The sequence below is a fragment of the Methylotenera sp. N17 genome (assembly GCF_000799155.1).
Lineage (GTDB): Bacteria > Pseudomonadota > Gammaproteobacteria > Burkholderiales > Methylophilaceae > Methylophilus.
In genome coordinates this window covers 1,716,050-1,734,074 of the sequence record NZ_JUGE01000001.1, presented here as the reverse complement: position 1 = coordinate 1,734,074, position 18,025 = coordinate 1,716,050, and the positions used below count along the sequence as shown (strand labels likewise).

The 18,025-nt window shown below is 45.8% G+C and carries 20 protein-coding genes; 11 read left to right on the top strand and 9 right to left on the bottom strand.

The window, feature by feature from the left end:
- Positions 1-224: 224 nt before the first annotated feature.
- Genes ftsX through ftsY form a run of 3 tightly spaced genes read right to left on the bottom strand, consistent with a single transcriptional unit; the run spans position 225 to position 2,849 of the window.
- The gene (gene ftsX / locus FG11_RS08225; RefSeq protein WP_047534234.1) at positions 225-1,124 is read right to left on the bottom strand and encodes a permease-like cell division protein FtsX; all 900 of its coding nucleotides are present in this window, start codon (positions 1,122-1,124) and stop codon (positions 225-227) included.
- Entirely contained in the window at positions 1,117-1,785 is a 669-nt protein-coding gene (gene ftsE / locus FG11_RS08220; protein WP_020182604.1) for a cell division ATP-binding protein FtsE, read from the bottom strand. Before ftsE ends, ftsX begins: the two co-directional genes overlap by 8 nt.
- Positions 1,786-1,835: 50 nt before the next feature.
- Positions 1,836-2,849: a signal recognition particle-docking protein FtsY gene (ftsY, locus tag FG11_RS08215; RefSeq protein WP_047534231.1), complete on the bottom strand. Its 1,014-nt coding sequence runs from the start codon at positions 2,847-2,849 to the stop codon at positions 1,836-1,838.
- 208 nt (positions 2,850-3,057) lie between these two features.
- Between ftsY and FG11_RS08210 the strand changes: the two genes are divergently transcribed.
- The 7 genes from FG11_RS08210 to FG11_RS08180 all read left to right on the top strand — a co-directional run bounded on the left by FG11_RS08210 (position 3,058) and on the right by FG11_RS08180 (position 7,927).
- On the top strand, positions 3,058-4,422 hold the full coding sequence (locus tag FG11_RS08210) for a M16 family metallopeptidase (RefSeq protein ID WP_047534228.1): 1,365 nt from the start codon (positions 3,058-3,060) through the stop codon (positions 4,420-4,422).
- 58 nt (positions 4,423-4,480) lie between these two features.
- Positions 4,481-5,773 carry a M16 family metallopeptidase gene (locus FG11_RS08205; RefSeq protein ID WP_020182601.1) on the top strand — a complete coding sequence of 431 codons (1,293 nt, stop codon included), beginning with the start codon at positions 4,481-4,483 and terminating at the stop codon, positions 5,771-5,773.
- A 124-nt stretch (positions 5,774-5,897) separates the two neighbouring features.
- Positions 5,898-6,458: a 16S rRNA (guanine(966)-N(2))-methyltransferase RsmD gene (gene rsmD / locus FG11_RS08200; protein ID WP_088177928.1), complete on the top strand. Its 561-nt coding sequence runs from the start codon at positions 5,898-5,900 to the stop codon at positions 6,456-6,458.
- 28 nt (positions 6,459-6,486) lie between these two features.
- On the top strand, positions 6,487-6,981 hold the full coding sequence (coaD, locus tag FG11_RS08195; RefSeq protein WP_020182599.1) for a pantetheine-phosphate adenylyltransferase: 495 nt from the start codon (positions 6,487-6,489) through the stop codon (positions 6,979-6,981).
- A 7-nt stretch (positions 6,982-6,988) separates the two neighbouring features.
- Complete coding sequence (locus tag FG11_RS08190) at positions 6,989-7,237, top strand: YfhL family 4Fe-4S dicluster ferredoxin (RefSeq protein WP_047534217.1); 249 nt, start codon at positions 6,989-6,991, stop codon at positions 7,235-7,237.
- A gap of 9 nt (positions 7,238-7,246) precedes the next feature.
- Entirely contained in the window at positions 7,247-7,648 is a 402-nt protein-coding gene (gene gloA / locus FG11_RS08185) for a lactoylglutathione lyase (RefSeq protein ID WP_025224711.1), read from the top strand.
- A gap of 27 nt (positions 7,649-7,675) precedes the next feature.
- Positions 7,676-7,927 carry a hypothetical protein gene (locus tag FG11_RS08180; protein ID WP_047534214.1) on the top strand — a complete coding sequence of 84 codons (252 nt, stop codon included), beginning with the start codon at positions 7,676-7,678 and terminating at the stop codon, positions 7,925-7,927.
- On the opposite strand, the gene FG11_RS08175 is transcribed toward FG11_RS08180, so the two are convergent.
- From FG11_RS08175 to waaC, 6 genes are all read right to left on the bottom strand, one after another.
- Positions 7,924-8,598: a DUF6445 family protein gene (locus FG11_RS08175; RefSeq protein WP_047534211.1), complete on the bottom strand. Its 675-nt coding sequence runs from the start codon at positions 8,596-8,598 to the stop codon at positions 7,924-7,926. The two genes, FG11_RS08180 and FG11_RS08175, sit on opposite strands and share 4 nt — an antisense overlap.
- 161 nt (positions 8,599-8,759) lie before the next feature.
- Positions 8,760-9,119 carry a hypothetical protein gene (locus FG11_RS08170; protein WP_020182595.1) on the bottom strand — a complete coding sequence of 120 codons (360 nt, stop codon included), beginning with the start codon at positions 9,117-9,119 and terminating at the stop codon, positions 8,760-8,762.
- A 209-nt stretch (positions 9,120-9,328) separates the two neighbouring features.
- The gene (gene dnaJ, locus FG11_RS08165) at positions 9,329-10,462 is read right to left on the bottom strand and encodes a molecular chaperone DnaJ (RefSeq protein WP_020182594.1); all 1,134 of its coding nucleotides are present in this window, start codon (positions 10,460-10,462) and stop codon (positions 9,329-9,331) included.
- Between the two features lie 138 nt (positions 10,463-10,600).
- Positions 10,601-12,517: a molecular chaperone DnaK gene (dnaK, locus tag FG11_RS08160; RefSeq protein WP_025224710.1), complete on the bottom strand. Its 1,917-nt coding sequence runs from the start codon at positions 12,515-12,517 to the stop codon at positions 10,601-10,603.
- Between the two features lie 126 nt (positions 12,518-12,643).
- Positions 12,644-13,168: a nucleotide exchange factor GrpE gene (gene grpE / locus FG11_RS08155; protein WP_047534210.1), complete on the bottom strand. Its 525-nt coding sequence runs from the start codon at positions 13,166-13,168 to the stop codon at positions 12,644-12,646.
- Between the two features lie 87 nt (positions 13,169-13,255).
- Entirely contained in the window at positions 13,256-14,242 is a 987-nt protein-coding gene (gene waaC, locus FG11_RS08150; RefSeq protein ID WP_047534209.1) for a lipopolysaccharide heptosyltransferase I, read from the bottom strand.
- A 28-nt stretch (positions 14,243-14,270) separates the two neighbouring features.
- On the opposite strand from waaC, the gene FG11_RS08145 reads away from it, so the two are divergent.
- The 4 genes from FG11_RS08145 to FG11_RS08130 all read left to right on the top strand — a co-directional run bounded on the left by FG11_RS08145 (position 14,271) and on the right by FG11_RS08130 (position 17,976).
- Positions 14,271-15,407 (top strand): glycosyltransferase family 4 protein, encoded by a 1,137-nt coding sequence (locus tag FG11_RS08145; RefSeq protein WP_047534206.1) that lies wholly within the window; start codon positions 14,271-14,273, stop codon positions 15,405-15,407.
- The gene (gene rfaP / locus FG11_RS08140) at positions 15,404-16,219 is read left to right on the top strand and encodes a lipopolysaccharide core heptose(I) kinase RfaP (protein WP_047534204.1); all 816 of its coding nucleotides are present in this window, start codon (positions 15,404-15,406) and stop codon (positions 16,217-16,219) included. The genes FG11_RS08145 and rfaP overlap by 4 nt, the downstream gene beginning before the upstream one ends.
- A gap of 218 nt (positions 16,220-16,437) precedes the next feature.
- Positions 16,438-16,935, top strand: a complete 498-nt coding sequence (locus FG11_RS08135; RefSeq protein WP_235276363.1) for a sigma-70 family RNA polymerase sigma factor — start codon at positions 16,438-16,440, stop codon at positions 16,933-16,935.
- A gap of 3 nt (positions 16,936-16,938) precedes the next feature.
- Positions 16,939-17,976: a FecR family protein gene (locus tag FG11_RS08130; protein ID WP_047534201.1), complete on the top strand. Its 1,038-nt coding sequence runs from the start codon at positions 16,939-16,941 to the stop codon at positions 17,974-17,976.
- The last annotated feature ends 49 nt before the right edge of the window (positions 17,977-18,025 follow it).

The following is an 18,025-nucleotide window of genomic DNA, read 5'->3' as shown; positions in this document are numbered from 1 at the left end:
GCATTATACGTATCAATCTTTTAGTCCAGCAATAGTCCTGTGTGGCACTCTCACGCGTAATCATGTATCAAAATTTAAGGCTACGCACAAAAAAATAAAGGCACGCCTTGAGGAGTGCCTTTTTTAAAGAGGGATGCGCTAAATTATTGTTGATTAAAAACGCGCAAGCGGACTTTAACAAGTTTGATGCTAGATCAACAATCCCCTGTTTAGGGGGTTGAGTCTTATGCAGATTTAGTTCTGAGCGTGATGGCCAAATATGCTGCTAGCCAGCCGATGATAATCGAGAGTGCTAGCATGTACAGGTAAGTCGCGGAAAAATTGATCTGCAAGGTAAAGTCAGAAGCGTACTCGCGCGCGAGTTGCACCACAGATAGATTGAACAGATAAAGAATGAACCACAAGAGCAAGCAAGCAATGATGCCGCCACCTAGGCCATAGAGCGTGCCAAGGTATAAGAATGGGCGGCGGATAAAACTTTGTGTGGCGCCAAATAACTCGCTGACTTCAATCTCTTCTTTGTGCGTGAGAATTTGCATGCGGATGGTATTGCTAATCACCGCAATCAATGCAAAGCCAAGCAAACAGCCAAAAATCCATACTGCCTTGCTGCCAATATTTAAAATGCTATTGAGGCGATTGACCCAAGCGCTATCTATCACCACTTCTGCCACGCCATCTAAATCTTGAAGCGATGTTTTGAGTGTGGCCATGGCTTCTTGTTGTAGTGATTTAGGCGTGATAAAAAAGGCATGAGGCAGTGGATTTTGGTTGAGCGAGGCAATCAGCTCTGGATTATTGGTTGTTTCCATCAATTGCTTGAGCGCAGCTTCTTTGGGGACAAAGGTGAATTCGGCAATGTCAGCTTGTTTGCTGAGATGTGTTTTAATGGCATCGGTATTGGCTTGAGAGGCCTCTTTTTGTAAAAATACACTCATTTGTGTGTCTTGTTTTACATCGTGAATCAGCGTGTTTGCATTTTGTAATATCACGTAAATCAAGCTGGGGATTGCTAGTGTCACGCCAATGACGGTGATAATTAACACAGTACTTAGCCATTGCTTGCGCAGTCGATCGATGACTAGCATGGCCGCTTGTTGGTGTTGATTGAGCCATTTATGCATGTTGCGTCAGCGTGGTCAAACGCCCTTTGTCTAGATGCAGTATGCGGTTTGCGGTTTGTTGTGTCGTGGCGGCATCATGCATGGCAATAATCATGGTCACCCCAACTTGGTTAAATGCCTGAAATAGCTGCATGATATCGGCTGCGTAATTAGTATCTAAATTACCGGTGGGCTCATCCGCAATTAAAATGGCCGGCCGGCTCACCACTGCGCGCGCAATGGCTAAGCGTTGCTGCTCACCGCCAGATAGCGTGATAGGCATGGCTTTTTCTTTATTGAGTAAGCCGACTTTATCTAATGCAGCACGCACGCGCTTAGCAGCTTCATCTCCGGTAATGCCATTGATGCTGAGCGGCAGCGCGACATTGTGAAAGCAGTTTCTGTCGTACAGTAATTTATGGTCTTGAAAAATCAGGCCAAACTTTCTACGTAAAAAAGGTAAAGCGGCCGCACTGATTTTGCTGACATTTTGGTTGTTAATCAGTACTGTGCCGTGTGTTGGACGCTCAATGGCGGCAATGAGTTTGAGTAATGTGCTTTTGCCAGCGCCAGAATGCCCGGTGACAAACACCATTTCTCCATCGTCGATGGAGAAGCTGAGTTGTTGCAAAATATCGCCACTGCTCGGGTAGCGTTTGGTGACTTGATCAAACACAATCATGATGGTGTGTACGCGTAGACATGAATAGGATTATAGCTAAGAATCAAAGGTCAAGCCTCATCATCAAACAGCGCGTCGACAAAAGCCTGCGCACTAAACGGTCTTAAATCATCAATGGCTTCACCTATCCCAATATAGCGCACAGGAATCGGTCTAGCCTCTGCAATGGCAGCAATCACGCCGCCTTTGGCTGTGCCATCCAACTTGCTTAACACCAAGCCTGTCACGCCTAAAGCATCGTCAAAGGCTTTCACCTGACTCACCGCGTTTTGACCGGTATTGGCGTCTAGCACCAGTAACACTTCATGCGGCGCGCCAGGGTAAGCTTTATCAATCACGCGTTGTACTTTTTTAATTTCATCCATTAAATGGATTTGCGTAGGCAAGCGGCCAGCCGTGTCGGCAATTACCACGTCAATTTTTTTGGCAATGGCCGAATTGACCGCATCAAAAATAACGGCAGCAGCATCACCACCCTCGGAAGCAATCACATGCACTTGATTGCGTTCCCCCCATACTTGTAATTGTTCGCGGGCCGCTGCACGAAACGTATCGCCTGCTGCAATCAGTACACTTTTGCCTTCACTTTGAAAGTGTTTGGCTAGCTTGCCAATAGTGGTGGTTTTACCTGCACCGTTAACGCCCGCCAGCATGATCACAAACGGTGTATGCGTGTGGGTTTCAAGCGGTACTTCGAGTGGCTGTAACACAGCAAGTAGCTCAGCTTTTAATGCCCCTTTGAGTGCGGAGGTGTCTTCAAGTTGATCGCGCGTCACGCGCTTTTTTAATTGGCTGAGCAGCTTTTCCGTAGCGGCTACGCCGATATCGGAGGTCAGTAAAATGGTTTCCAGTTCATCATAAGTGTCTGCATCAATTTTACCGCCGCCAAACAGGGTGGCCAGCTGGCTGCTAAACTGTTGCCTTGTTTTGGCCAGCCCTTGCTTTAAACGTTGTGCAAAGCTAACTGGTGTGGGGTCAGCTGCTTTTACTACAGGCTGAGCTACCTTTTCGCTTGGCGCAATTTCTTGATCTGTCTCGGATTTTTTCTTGAAAATATTAAACATCTTGAAAATATTAAATAATAAGGTGCTGATAAATAGGCTTGATGTCTATTTTAGACGTAAACTTGCATGCATGCTATGTAGAATGTATCTAAATTGCTGATCAAGAATATGGCGCACTGGTTTTGCTGCGCGAACTAAAGTCATTGGCCGTTTGTCATTATTGAGTGTTTGGCTATTGTAAAAATTAAGAAAGAGAATTGTTTTGAACATGAATCGTTGGATATGGGTTTGTTTGACGCTCCTCCCTTTGGTGGCTCAGGCTGAGGTAAAAGAGTTTACGTTGGCGAATGGTCTTAAAGTCGTGATACAGGAAGACCATCGCGCACCCGTGGTGGTCTCGCAAGTATGGTATAGAGCGGGTGCGCTGGATGAAGTGAATGGTAAAACCGGGGTGGCGCATGTGCTGGAACATATGATGTTTAAAGGTACAAAACAAGTGCCGGCCGGCCAGTTCTCGCGTTTGATTGCAGCCGCGGGAGGTAAAGAAAATGCATTTACTGGTATGGACTACACCTGCTACTTTCAACAGCTGGAAAAATCCAACTTGCCATTATCTATGCGGCTAGAGGCCGATAGAATGCAAAACCTACAAATCACCGATGAAGAGTTTGCCAAAGAAATCAAAGTGGTGATGGAAGAGCGCAGATGGCGTACCGAGGACAAACCTCAATCTAAAGTCAACGAGCAGTTTCAGGCCATTGCCTTCCGTGCGCATCCTTATGCGCGGCCTGTAGTTGGGCACATGAATGATCTGGAAAATATGACCGCCGAAGATGCGCGTGAATGGTACCGCACATGGTATGCGCCGAACAACGCTACCTTAGTCGTGGTGGGGGACATCAAAACGGATGAAGTGCTCAAGCTTGCCAAGCAGTATTTTGGCCCTATCAAGTCGCACAAACTACCAGCACGCAAACCACAAGTGGAGCCTGCGCAATTGGGTGAACGTCGTGCTATCGTCAAAGCGCCTGGTAAGTTGCCGTATTTGGCCATGGGCTTTCATGCGCCTGCACTTGCATTTAAGCCAGAGCAATCTGAAACCAGTTGGGAGCCTTATGCGCTAGAGGTGCTGGCTGGCGTGCTTAGTGGCAATGATTCCGCACGGCTAAATCAGAAATTGGTGCGAGAAACTGCATTAGCATCAGACGTGGGCGCTGGATATGACACGACTTCACGTGGTCAGCAATCATTATTTGAGCTTGTGGGTACTCCCTCAGAAGGTAAAACCGTTGCAGAGTTAGAGGCGGCGTTACTTGCGCAAATCGAATTGATTAAAACCGGTGGTGTGACACAAAACGAGCTGGACCGTGTAAAAGCTTCAGTTATTGCGGCAGATGTCTATCAACGAGACTCTATGTTTTATCAAGCCATGCAGCTAGGGCAGCTGGAAACAATGGGTTACCCTTGGACTCTGATTAAAGCATATCCGGAAAAATTAAAAGCAGTGACTTCAGAGCAGATTCAAGCGGTTGCTAAAAAGTATCTGACCAAAGACAACATGACCGTAGTGACTTTGGATCCGCAGCCAATAGACCCTAACGCGAAACCACAAGGTAAGCCGCATGTGCACTAAGTTATCGGCATTTGTGTAGCCAACCCCAATTAAGACTAACCAGCAAGAAAGATAACGTATGTTTAAGTTAAGTATCAGTATTTTGGTGTGCTTGTTTTCATTGACGGCGCATGCCGCGCTGAATATTCAGCATTGGCAAACCGCCAGCGGTACACGTGTGTACTTTGTAGAGAATCATGACTTGCCGATTGTAGATGTGAGTATTAATTTCCCTGCAGGTAGCGCACGCGATACCCAAGCCAATTCTGGTGTGGCGAGCGTCACGCGCTATATGATGACCTTAGGTGCAGGTGGTATGAATGAAGAGGCCATTACCAATGCATTTGCAGACATTGGCGCAGTATTTAATGGTGAATTTGATTTGGACCGTGCCGGATTTAAGTTGCGTACACTGACCAGTGAACAAGACAAGGCCTTGGATACTTTTAATAAAGTGCTGCATGCGCCGGATTTTCCAGCAACAGTGTTGGAGCGAGAGAAAGTCAGAATCGTATCTGGCTTGCAAGAGTCTGCCACGCAGCCAGAAAGTATCTCTAACAAACTCTTTATGCAAGCATTGTATGGCGAGCACCCTTATAGTTTGGATGAGAGCGGCGAAATCGACACAATTAACGCGATTAAGGTGCAAGATTTACGTCGTTTTTATCAAACTTATTACACAGCTAAAAGCGCAGTGATTGCGTTGATCGGCGATATGACGCCTGCGCAAGCGCGTGCTATTGCAGACCAAATGAGCTCGGGATTGCCGCAAGGCGCAGCGATTGATCGCCTAGAGCCTGTGCCGGCCTTGGGTGCGCCAGTGGTGAAAAGTGTAGCGCACCCTGCCAGTCAGGCACATATTCTAGTGGGTCAGCCGGGAATCAAACGTGGCGATGCCGATTACTTTCCGTTGTATGTGGGCAACTATATTTTGGGTGGCGGTGGTTTTGTCTCACGCTTAACTGAAGAAGTGCGCGAGAAGCGTGGCCTGGTGTACAGCGTGTATAGCTACTTTATGCCAATGGCAGAGTCAGGCCCGTTTCAGATTGGCCTACAAACCAAGAAAGAGCAAGCCAACGATGCATTAAAACTGGTGAATGAAGTGGTACAAAAGTTTGTGCAAAACGGTGTTACAGACAAAGAGTTAAAAGCGGCTAAATCTAACTTGATTGGCGGATTCCCAATGCGTATTGATAGCAATAGCAAGATATTAGATTACCTGAGCGTGATAGGCTTTTACCAATTGCCGCTGACTTATCTGGATGAATTTAATACGCAAATTGCTAAAGTTACCGCACTGCAAATCAAAGATGCATTTCAACGTCGCGTTAAACCGGATCACTTTGTCACTGTGATCGTCGGCGCGCAATAATCAACACACATCGTATGGCTGAGCGTCAGTTGCGCTTGGCCATATCGCAAAGCATGACAACTGTGAGATGTTTCGCTAAGCTTACGCCTTTATGAAGCAAAGCGTTTTATTGAAGCAGCCGTCTATGAAATCTAAACAAGCCCAAAATCAAGTCCGCATCAATGCGGGTGTTTGGCGCAGCCGCTTACTCAAATTTCCGGATGCCGAAGGCTTGCGGCCAACGCCAGAGCGTGTTCGCCAAACTGTCTTCAATTGGCTGGGGCAAGAGATGACAGGCAAAACTTGCTTGGATTTATTTGCCGGAACTGGTGCATTTGGTTTTGAGGCGCTTTCCCGTAATGCGCGTGAGGTGGTCATGGTCGAGAGGTCGCGTACGGCTTACCAGAGCCTAGTGCAAAATAAAACATTGCTAATGGCCGAACATGCGCAGATTCTGCACCAAGATGCCATGCAGTATTTACTGCAGACACAACAGCAATTTGATGTGATTTTTTGTGACCCACCTTACCAAAAAGGATGTGTCGAGCAGGTGCTGCCGCACTTACCTAAATGCTTAAAAACAAATGGTGTGGTCTATGTCGAAGCCGAGTTTGCTATCGCACCCACAGCGCATTGGGAGGTATTTAAACAAAGCAAAGCCGGAAATGTGTATTATCATTTGTTGAAATATTCTTCTGTTATATAGAGATGACAATTTAGGCATAGGCGTTGAGATGAGTAAAAATAGAATCGCTGTTTACCCAGGTACCTTTGACCCCATTACATTGGGGCATGAAGACATTGTACGCCGCGCAGCTGATTTATTCGATCAGGTGATTGTGGCTGTGGCCGGGAGTACCAGTAAATCCACTTTGTTTAGCTTAGAAGAGCGCGTAGCCCTAGCCAAATCGGTATTTGCTGCAGATAATATTCAGGTGGTGGGCTTTGGTGGTCTATTGATGCAATTTGTGCAAGAGCAGGGCGCACAAATGGTGATACGCGGTTTGCGTGCCGCTAGCGATTTTGAATACGAATTTCAATTGGCCGGTATGAACCGTAAGCTATATCCTAAATTAGAAACCTTGTTTTTAACCCCTGCAGAACAGTATATGTTCGTATCGTCCAGTTTAGTGCGCGAAGTGGCAAGGCTTGGTGGCGATGTGCATCAGTTTGTCTCGCCGGCGGTAGAGGCAGCGATTTTAAAGAAGTTAAGTCTAGATAAAAGATAACTAAGTTATGGCGTTAATGATTACCGATGAGTGCATCAATTGCGATGTTTGCGAGCCAGTGTGCCCCAATGAAGCGATTTCACAAGGCCCAGAAATTTACGTCATACATCCGCAATTATGTACGGAGTGTGTGGGCCATTTTGAACAGCCACAATGCGTGGAAGTCTGTCCAATTGATTGCATTCCACTCAATCCGGATGTAGTGGAAACCAAAGCAGAATTATTAGAAAAATATCAACGTATTACAAACTGTTAGGAGTGAGTCATGAGAGTGTTGCATACCATGTTGCGTGTGGGCGATTTACCACGTTCTATCCAATTTTATACGGAAGTGCTGGGCATGAAGTTACTACGTACCAGCGATTATCCTGATGGTGAATTTACATTAGCGTTTGTGGGTTATGGCAACGAGTATGACAATGCAGTATTGGAGCTCACCTATAACTATGGCAAAACCAGCTATGAGATGGGTGGTGCTTACGGGCACATGGCGATAGAGGTGGACGATGCATACAAAGCCTGTGAATTGGTGAAAGCCAAAGGCGGTAAAGTCATCCGCGAGGCTGGCCCGATGAAGCACGGTACCATTGTGATTGCTTTTATCGAAGATCCGGATGGATACAAAATCGAATTCATCCAAAAAGGGTCGATTGAATATCCGCGTTAAACTTATTCGCCAGTTTCTTTAAGTGCTATGGATAATCGCGCGTTACTTAAACAGTCAGTCGAGCTTGCGCTGGCAGGCGATTGGGATGGTTCACATCACATTGCACAAGACTATTCAGATATCACTGCCAATTGGATTCATGCTGTTCTGCATAAAATTGAAGGCGACGTGTGGAACAGCAAGTATTGGTATGCGCGTACCTCTGGCAAGCAATACGAAGATTACGCTGATGCGTATGATGAGCTGCGGGTGATACTCAATGGCTTACTCGTTAACTAAACGTTAATTGCTTGTGTTCTTTTGAGTGGGAAAACAGAGTTTTTTTGCGCATCAATCCGATTAATAAAAAACACTTGGCTCAAGCGAGAGTCTTCTAACGTCTTGCCAAAAAACTGATTGGCCGCATGGTAGTGTCTGCCTTCGTACACAATCAGCGTGTTGTATACATTATTGACACGCACAATCTCATCAAACATGCTGTGGTAGCTGGTATCCATGACAATATCCCCAGCGCGGAAACGCTTGTCACCATCATTGAGTGCTTTCTGATACTTCGTCTCATCAAAGGTGTTATTGGGTTTAAATAGCGAAGTTCCAGAGTCGAGTGGAGCGTCAGGCGTTAGGTAAAGTACTGCTGCTAAAATCGTATTTTGATCGGTGTGTATCACGCCTTTTCCATACTCCTCCGTCACGCTTTGAAAGTTTGTAGATACCGCCCAGCGCATCACATCGTATTCAGAGTTATGGAAAATAGAGATAAATTTCTTCAGTATTTTTTCTTGTAATGTTTTATCTAAATCCACAATATCCAATGTTCTAGAACCTGGATATACATACTCAGCATTTTTTCTATCAGTTAAAAACTGATATTTCTGCTTAAGTGCGTAGGCGCGCACTGCATCAGGGTCTTCATAAAAATTTTCGACGATGGCAACAGGATATAAATTCATAACGTGCGAGATAAAACAATAGTGTGATAAGTAAACAAAGCGCAGTATAGCTGGATAGACCTGTTTTATCTACAGTCGTTATTCATCGGTGATCGCTGGACAAAAAGATGCCCGCGGGCGCGGGCAAAAGGGGGTTTGGATAGCAAGTATTCGGTTGGCGATTATGTGGTCGCGTCTGACAATGTCACGTATTTCATTTCACCGTTAATCAACACAAAGCGTGCATCTTGCATGCCATGTTGTTTCAATACAGCGTCACGGTAAATCCATACCACACCAGCCATTTCGCCTTTAGGGGCTTTTAAGATTAATACTTCATCTGGAGCGCCGAAGTTTTTTGCAACTTCGTTTGGTTTGGTGTGTTCAACCACATCATAAAATTTAATTGGAGAGTAAACTTTGCCATCTGTTTGGCCCGTTTTGTTGAAGCCAGCTGCATGACCATGCATTGCAGATAGACCCAAACTAGCCACCATAAATACGCCAAATACTAATTTGGTAATGGTTTTGATGTTGTTCATTTTTTTCTCCTTTGTTAACGTTTGATGTACTTTAACAAGAAGATATTGCAGTTTGATGACCTAGCTGTAACAGAAGTGTAAGGGTCCAAAAAACTTTGTAACTGATTTGTAAATGCTTGAATTTCTGAGGGTTTTGCTAGAGTTTAGCAGGAAATGCTGCAGGATTATAGCTACGTGACAACATGGGTGTCACGTAGCCTATCTTGAGGTTAGCTAAAGAAATCTTTTGCTTTGTCTACCCAACTTTTGTTTTTTGGACTGTGTTTGCCAGCATCTGCCTGCGTACTTGCATCAAACTCTTTCAGCAGTTTTTTCTGATGTTCGGTGAGTTTGACGGGTGTTTCTACCACGACATGCACCATTAAATCACCATAATCACTTGCGCGCAGTGGTTTGATCCCTTTGCCACGTAACCTGAACACACCGCCAGTTTGTGTTTCTGCGGGAATTTTCATTTTGGCAGATCCGCCCAACGTTGGTACTTCAATCTCGCCACCAAGTGCTGCCGTAGTAAAGCTAATCGGCATTTCACAATGTAAGTTGCCACCATCTCGTTGGAACATTTCATGTGGTTTAATATGAATCACCACATACAAGTCACCCGTTGGCCCGCCATTGACACCTGCTTCGCCTTCGCCGCTTAGACGAATACGGTCACCTTCGTCTACCCCAGCAGGGATTTTGACGGAGAGTGTTTTGTTTTGCTTGATGCGGCCTGCGCCATGACATGTGCCGCATTGGTCTTCATCTTTAATGATTTTGCCTGTGCCATGACATTTGGGGCAGGTTTGCTGTACAGAGAAAAAGCCTTGTTGCATGCGCACCTGGCCATGACCGTTACAGGTGGTACATGTGACAGGCGACTTGCCTTTTTTGGCGCCTGTGCCATCACACGTTTCACATGCCGCTTGTACTGGAATGCGAATCTTGGTCTCCGTACCGCGTGCCGCGTCTTCTAATGAAATTTCCATGTTGTAGCGCAAATCTGCGCCACGGTAGACATTAGAACGTTGACCGCCGCCGCGTCCACCGCCAAAAATATCACCAAAAATATCACCAAAGGCATCGCTAAATCCACCAAAGCCAGCGCCGGCGCCAGCGCCCATACTTGGGTCTACACCTGCATGGCCGTATTGGTCATACGCCGCACGCTTTTGATCATCGGATAGCATTTCGTAAGCCTCTTTGGCTTCTTTAAATTGCTCTTCTGCTTTTGGATTGTCTGGGTTGCGGTCAGGGTGATATTTCATCGCAAGCTTGCGATACGATTTTTTAATCTCTTCGTCGGATGCGTCCTTGTTGACGCCTAGTACTTCGTAATAATCTTTTTTTGCTGCAGCCATAATGTGTTCACCATGGAGTTACTTTAGAAATTAATAAAGCACTCTTTCAATAATTAAATTCAGTCCTTTTAACCACAAAAACACAGGGGCAGAAACCATATGTATTCTGCGACCTGTGCTTTTTCAGGGCAATGTGACTTAGTCTTTTTTCACTTCTTCAAACTCAGCATCTACCACGTCACCATCCACTGTTTTTTCACCTTGTGGTTGAGCGCTTTCAGTATTCGCTTGCGCCTGTTGTTCGGCGTATACTTTTTCACCCAATTTCTGTGAAGCTTCCATCAATGCATTGGTTTTGGCTTCAATGGTTTCTTTGTCGCCATCTTTCAACACATCTTCTACCTCTTTAATTGCTGCTTCAATTTTGGCTTTTTCGTCAGCATCTAATTTATCACCATGTTCAGTGAGTGATTTCTTCACACTGTGTACCATGCCGTCCGCTGCATTGCGCGCATCTACCAATTCGCGCAATTTACGGTCTTCGTCCGCATATTTCGCTGCATCTTCTTCCATTTGCTGAATTTCTGCTTCAGACAAACCAGAGTTTGCTTTAATGGTAATTTTATTTTCTTTACCAGTGGCTTTGTCTTTGGCAGACACATGCAAGATACCATTGGCGTCAATGTCAAACGTCACTTCAATTTGTGGCATACCACGTGGTGCTGGTGGAATGTCGCTTAAGTTAAATTGACCCAGTGACTTGTTGGCAGAAGCCATTTCACGTTCACCTTGCAACACTTGAATCGTCACCGCATTTTGGTTGTCTTCTGCGGTTGAGAATGTTTGCGCAGCCTTAGTAGGAATCGTCGTGTTTTTCTTGATGAGTTTCGTCATCACACCGCCCAACGTCTCGATACCCAAGCTCAATGGTGTTACGTCTAACAACAGCACGTCTTTCACATCACCTTGTAACACGCCACCTTGAATCGCTGCACCTACGGCCACAGCTTCATCTGGGTTCACGTCTTTACGTGGCTCTTTACCAAAAATCTCTTTCACTTTTTCTTGCACTTTTGGCATACGGCTTTGACCGCCGACCAAAATCACGTCAGTGATGTCATCAATCGATACGCCCGCATCTTTAATAGCAGTTTTGCAAGGTGCAATCGTGCGTTCAATCAAGTCTTCAACTAAAGACTCTAGTTTTGCACGGGTGATTTTTACCACCAAGTGTTTAGGGCCAGTCGCATCCGCTGTGATGTAAGGCAAGTTCACTTCAGTTTGCTGTGCACCAGATAACTCGATCTTCGCTTTTTCAGCTGCTTCTTTTAAGCGTTGTTTGGCCAATAAATCGTTACGTAAATCCAAGCCATTCTCTTTCTTAAATTCATCTGCCAAGAAATCAATGATGCGATTATCAAAGTCTTCACCACCCAGGAACGTATCGCCGTTGGTGCTCAACACTTCAAATTGGTGTTCGCCATCGATGGTAGAGATTTCAATAATCGACACGTCGAAAGTACCGCCGCCTAAGTCATACACGGCAATTTTGCGGTCGCCTTCTTGTTTGTCCAAACCAAACGCTAGCGCAGCCGCTGTTGGCTCGTTGATGATACGTTTGACTTCTAAACCAGCAATACGACCCGCATCTTTCGTGGCTTGGCGTTGGCTATCGTTAAAGTAAGCCGGTACCGTAATCACGGCCTCTGTGACTTCTTCACCTAAATAGTCTTCCGCAGTTTTTTTCATTTTGCGTAATACTTCTGCAGAGATTTGCGGCGGTGCCATTTTGACGCCGCGCACTTCAACCCATGCATCACCGTTATCGGCTTTTGCAATGGTGTAAGGCATCAGGCCAATGTCCTTTTGCACTTCTTTTTCTTCAAAACGGCGGCCAATCAAACGTTTCACTGCAAACAGTGTGTTTTTTGGGTTGGTAACTGCCTGACGTTTAGCCGGAGCACCCGCTAAGATTTCGCCATCTTCTTGATACGCGATAATCGATGGAGTGGTGCGTGCGCCTTCGGCGTTTTCAATCACGCGTGGTTTGCCGCCTTCCATGACAGCAACACAAGAGTTTGTTGTACCTAAGTCGATACCAATAATTTTTGCCATTTCATATTCCTTTTCAATTCAATTTCTATCATGCGCTGTGTCTGATTTTGTGACACAAGGCTTATTTGCTTAACTGCTAGGTGAGGGTGTTTTTTTTGTTTTCAAGCCCTTAATTAAAAAAGGGTTTTATTTTGCTTTGGCTACCATCACCAATGCCGGGCGCAACACGCGTTCATTGAGCGTATAGCCTTTTTGCAATACGCTCACTACGGTGTTGGGTTCTAATTCAGAATCCACCGCGCTAATGGCTTGGTGTTTGTTTGGGTCAAACTTCTCGTTGACTGGGTTGATCTCCGCAATATTGAATTTTTCAAACACGCTGAGTAATTGTTTGGCAGTGAGATCCACACCATTTTTATAGCTGGCAACATCTGTACTATCAATGGCTAATGCGGCGTCTAAACTATCTTTCACTGCCAGTAACTCGCCGCTAAATTTTTCTAATGCAAATTTACGCGCTTTCTCAATATCGTCACCCGCACGGCGGCGAATGTTTTCGCCTTCTGCTTTGATGTATAACACCTGGGCTTTGGCTTCTCCTAAAGCTTTTTCAAGTTCAGCAATTTGAGCTTCTGGATTTGGCGCATGTTCTGTGGTGGATTGCGCCTGTGTATCGGCCATGTTCTCTGGCGTTGTTTGATCTTCTTGCATGTGGTTCCCCGAATATTAATAACACTTTTTTAAAGTGGGGTTATTCGGAGGTGTTTCAAGCCTTGATGGAAAACTTTTTAAACGGAACTACCGACTTGATGATGCAATGATTTGGCGATATGTGTTGTATACGTCATCTGCACTGGGCGAGGCATCGATATTGCCTAGGTTGATGGCTGGTGCAAACGCGCCCGCCATGACGCCTGTGAGTGCTGGGTTGGTATCGGTATAAATGGCAACGGTAGGAATGTTTAATGCAGCGGCTAGATGGGATAAGCCGGTATCCACACCAATCGCGGCGCGCGCCTGCGCGATGATGGTCGCCAATTGGCCGATGCTGAGCTTAGGCAACACCATGGCGTGTGTCAGATGCGATTGAATTTGTTCTGCGCGTTGCTTTTCAGCTTGGCTAGCCCAAGGCAATACTAAAGCGGTCGCCTCGTTTTCTAGTTGCTTTCCCAGTGCAACCCATCTGTCGATAGCCCACAATTTGCTGTCGCGGCTGGTGCCATGTAAGCCAATCACAAACGCTTGTTTGGGTAGCGATAAACTCACTGGGAATTGTGCAGCATTCCCTTGAATGCCATAGTCTGGGGCGTTGGTAGGCACTGGATAAGCGAGTGCCTGAGCGACCAAAGTGCGATTGCGCGCAACGGCATGTTGTTGGTAGCTAATGCTATAGGTCTGTTGATAAGCCATACTAGCAATAGGCTCGCGAATAGAGTGTTTGTCATAACCATGACTGGGGCCGCTTGCCAATTTTGTGATGAGCGCGCTTTTGATGAGACCCTGTGTATCAATCACCGCATCATAATGTGGCGCACCAATAGCTTGCTTAAATGATTGAATTTCCTGCCAAGTGGCGCCTTTGAATAATTGTTTGCGCCAGCGTCGAACGGCGACAGCCCACACTTGATTGATACGAGGATGCAGACGCGGAATATCCGCAAAACCTTCTTCCACCACCCAGTCAATCTGGGCTTCGGGATTGTGTTGCAAGATGTCATTGACTACTGGTAAGTTGTGAATGACGTCGCCTAGTGAGGATGTTTTAACCAGCAGAATGCGTTTCATCCGCGTATTTTCGCATACAATTCCAAAAATGAAGTTTGCGTTTATTATTTTTAAATACTTCCCTTTTGGTGGCATGCAGCGCGATATGTTGCGCACAGCCAACGAGCTATTAGAGCGTGGGCATCAAGTCGAGGTGTTCACCCTCAGTTGGCAAGGCGATGTGCCAGCCAATATAAAGGTGCATGTGCTTCCGCAATCCGGTTGGTTCAATTTCCAGCGCTATCAAAAGTTTATTGATGCGGCGTTTGCCATCATTCAATCGGCAAAGTTTGATTTTGTGTTTGGCTATAACCGTATGGCCAATTTGGATGCACATTTTGCTGCGGATCCCTGTTTTATTCAGCGTGCCCATCAGCAGCGCAATTGGCTGTACCGCCTCACGCCGCGCTATCGCTGGTTTGCTAAATGCGAGCAAGAAGTGTTTGCTCAAGACGTCAGTACGGAAATATTGGCGGTTTCATTGACTGAGAAGCCAAACTTTCAACAATGGTATGGCACGCAAAGTGAGCGCTTTCATTACATTCCACCATTCTTATCGCCAGAACGTTTTGTGTTGCAAGACAAAGCCGAGATGCGCCAGCATTTACGCGACGCCTTTGGTTTTGCAGACAATGATTTTGTGTATTTACTGACGGGATCCGGTTTTGCCATGAAAGGCTTGGACCGCGCCATCTTAGCCATGGCTGCACTGCCGTCAGAGCTGCTGCAACATACCAAGCTAGTTGCAGTGGGGCAAGATAACCCTAAACAGTTTCAATCCATGGTCAATAAACTAGGCCTGCAAGCCCATGTGGTGATTTCAAAAGGTCGTTCGGATATCCCTTGGTTGATGCAAGGGGCAGATGTCTGTGTGCACCCAGCCTATAGAGAAAACACAGGGTTGGTGATATTGGAGGGCATGGCCAGTGGTGCAACCATGTTGGTGACGGAAAGTTGTGGCTATGCGCATCATGTCGCCGATGCTGATGCGGGAATAGTCAGTCCGCTGCCATTTGATCAGACACTATTTAACCAGCAGTGGTTAGCCATGTGTACCGCGACCGCCGAACAGCGAACGGCGTGGGGCAGCAATGGTCTAAACCATACACAGCAGATTATGCGGGCCAATGATGGTAGCGCAGAGGCTAAGATATTGATCCGGTTAGCAGAGCAGACACACGCATGAAAGAGTTACTCCACGTTCCCGTATCCATCCGTAGTTGGTTGAATCGTAAGAATACGTTTGCCGCGATGATGCAGTTGCAGGGCAAAGCGTTTCGCGATGTCAAAGGGCGCAGAACCATTCAAATCAAGTTGGGCGAGCACTCCTATTTTGTTAAGCAGCACTTTGGCGTTGGCTGGGCTGAGATCATTAAAAATCTAGTGACCTTCAAAAAGCCTATTCTGGGGGCGATGACAGAAGTGAATGCGATTCAACAGCTGACGCAGCTAGGTATTCCGACCACACCATTGGTTGCGTATGGTCAGCGCGGACGTAATCCTGCAAGCTTGCAATCGTTTGTGATGACGGAAGATTTGGGTGATATTGTCTCGTTGGAAGAGGTGTGTGCCGATTGGGTGAACAATTCTCCGGATGCAGCGTTTAAACAGAAGCTCATAATTGCCGTGGCTGAACTGGCGGCAAAGTTACATCAAGTGGGTATGTGCCACCGTGATTTTTATCTGTGTCATTTTGTATTGAAACAGGCAGAGCTAAAGCAAGGTATGGTTAAGTTGTATCTCATTGATTTGCATCGCATGTTGCAGCAGCAATCTACCAAAGGCACAGCGGTCATGAAAGACATCGCCGGTTTATATTTTTCAGCGATGGCGTGTGGCTTGGATGCTAGTGATATTGCACTATTTAAACAGCACTATTTGCCACAAAATGAAGCGTTCTGGCAGCAAATCTGTGCACGTGCACAAAAGCTCTATGCCAAATTTAACAGTGAAAAATTTCAGAAACGGTTAGCACTAGAAAAACAGGCCATTAAATAAATCTGACCTAGTGTTTAACGCCGCTACCGAAAAGTATTCTCCCTAAATAATCAATCCAACTGGTTGTAATCAGCCCAGAGCTGGCTATAAACAGCCACGCTGTTTGCGGCCTCTATGCAAATCAATGAGTTATTGCGTGTAATGTAAAGCATAAAAATTGCTAGTAATCACTGTAAATACTTTTTTGATTCGTCAGATAGCGTTAGATTATGCAAAATATGGCTGCAGTTTTTTATGTAAATCACAATCGCTGGCTGCAGCATTGGTTGTGTAAAAAACTGGGGTCAGCCTTTGAAGCAGCTGATTTAACGCAAGATGTATTTACCAAGCTACTGCATAAGCAGCAATTGAATGCCATTGATTTAACTACGATTATTGAGCCACGTGCTTATTTAACAACGATAGCAACGCATTTACTGATTGATAGCCGCCGTAAACAAAAGCTGGAGCAAGCGTATTTGGCCATGTTGTTTGATGCACAGCCGGATTTTGCTGCATCTCCTCAGCAAATCCAAGAGGCGATTGATATCTTAAACCAGATCATCGTGATGCTGGAAGGGTTGCCAACTAAAGCCGCACGTGCTTTTATTTTGTATCGATTAGATGGGCTAACGCATGCTGAAATTGCCGACATTCTTGGGGTATCTGCCAGTATGGTTAAACAATATATAGCACGTGCAATGATGCACTGCTACCAAATTGCTTATGCAAATTAATCAATGACCTCTCTGCACCAATCCTACTCCACTGATACGGCCATTGTAGAGCAGGCTATTCAGTGGCATATGCAGTTGCATGATGCGGCTGCGGATGAGTTTGCTGCCGTACAATCGGCGTTTGAGACTTGGTTGGCAAGTAATGCGGCGCATGCAATAGCTTATCAGCGCGTGCAATCGATGTGGCAGCAATTTAATGTAGAGACCATAGCCGGGGCGAAACCGCTCATTGAATCTAATTTAGCAGCGACAGAATTTTTGAAGAAGAAAAAATCTGCCAGGAAAGCAGCAAAGTCTATTGCAGCTATGCTAGTGGTTGGGCTGAGTGCTGCGCTGGTGTACCACACGCAGCAAATAAAACCTACATGGGTTGCACAATATCAAACGCCTATAGGCCAGCAAAAAACGATTGATTTACCCGATCATAGTAAGTTGGTCATCAATACCGATACCGTGGTTAACATTCGCTATAGTGCGCATCAGCGCGAAATTGTGCTGGAGCATGGCGAGTTATTTATACAAGTGGCAAAAGATACTGGCCGTCCGCTAGTTGTGAGTACGGCCGATGGCACTGCACAAGCGTTGGGTACGCAATTCTCGGTGTATCGCAAAAACGAGCAGCGTACTAAAACGCAAGTGGCCGTATTAGAGTCACAAGTTAAAGCGTGCAATCTGCAACGTTGGTATCAGCTGAATTCTGCACATTGTGTCGTTGTTTCCGCTGGTGAATCTATAGAGATCACACCGCAAAACGTCTCACCCAAACAATCGGTAGATGTGAGTCAAATGAATGCTTGGGTTTCTGGCAAACTTTTATTCGATAATGCGCCGCTGATAAGCGTTATTCAGCAGCTACAACGCTATTCACCTATACCAATCACCTTAATACCACAGGTAGCGCAATTAAGAGTGTCCGGCGTGTTTCCTGCGGATAATGTCAACCGTAGCTTGGAGTTGCTTGCCAATCGTTTACCTATACAAGTAACCCAAGAAGCACAAGGCATTGTAGTGCATCCGCGTAAATTAACACGCAAACAATGACTTACATACTTGGTGCTTATATGTGTCTGCGACAAAACTAACCGTGTGC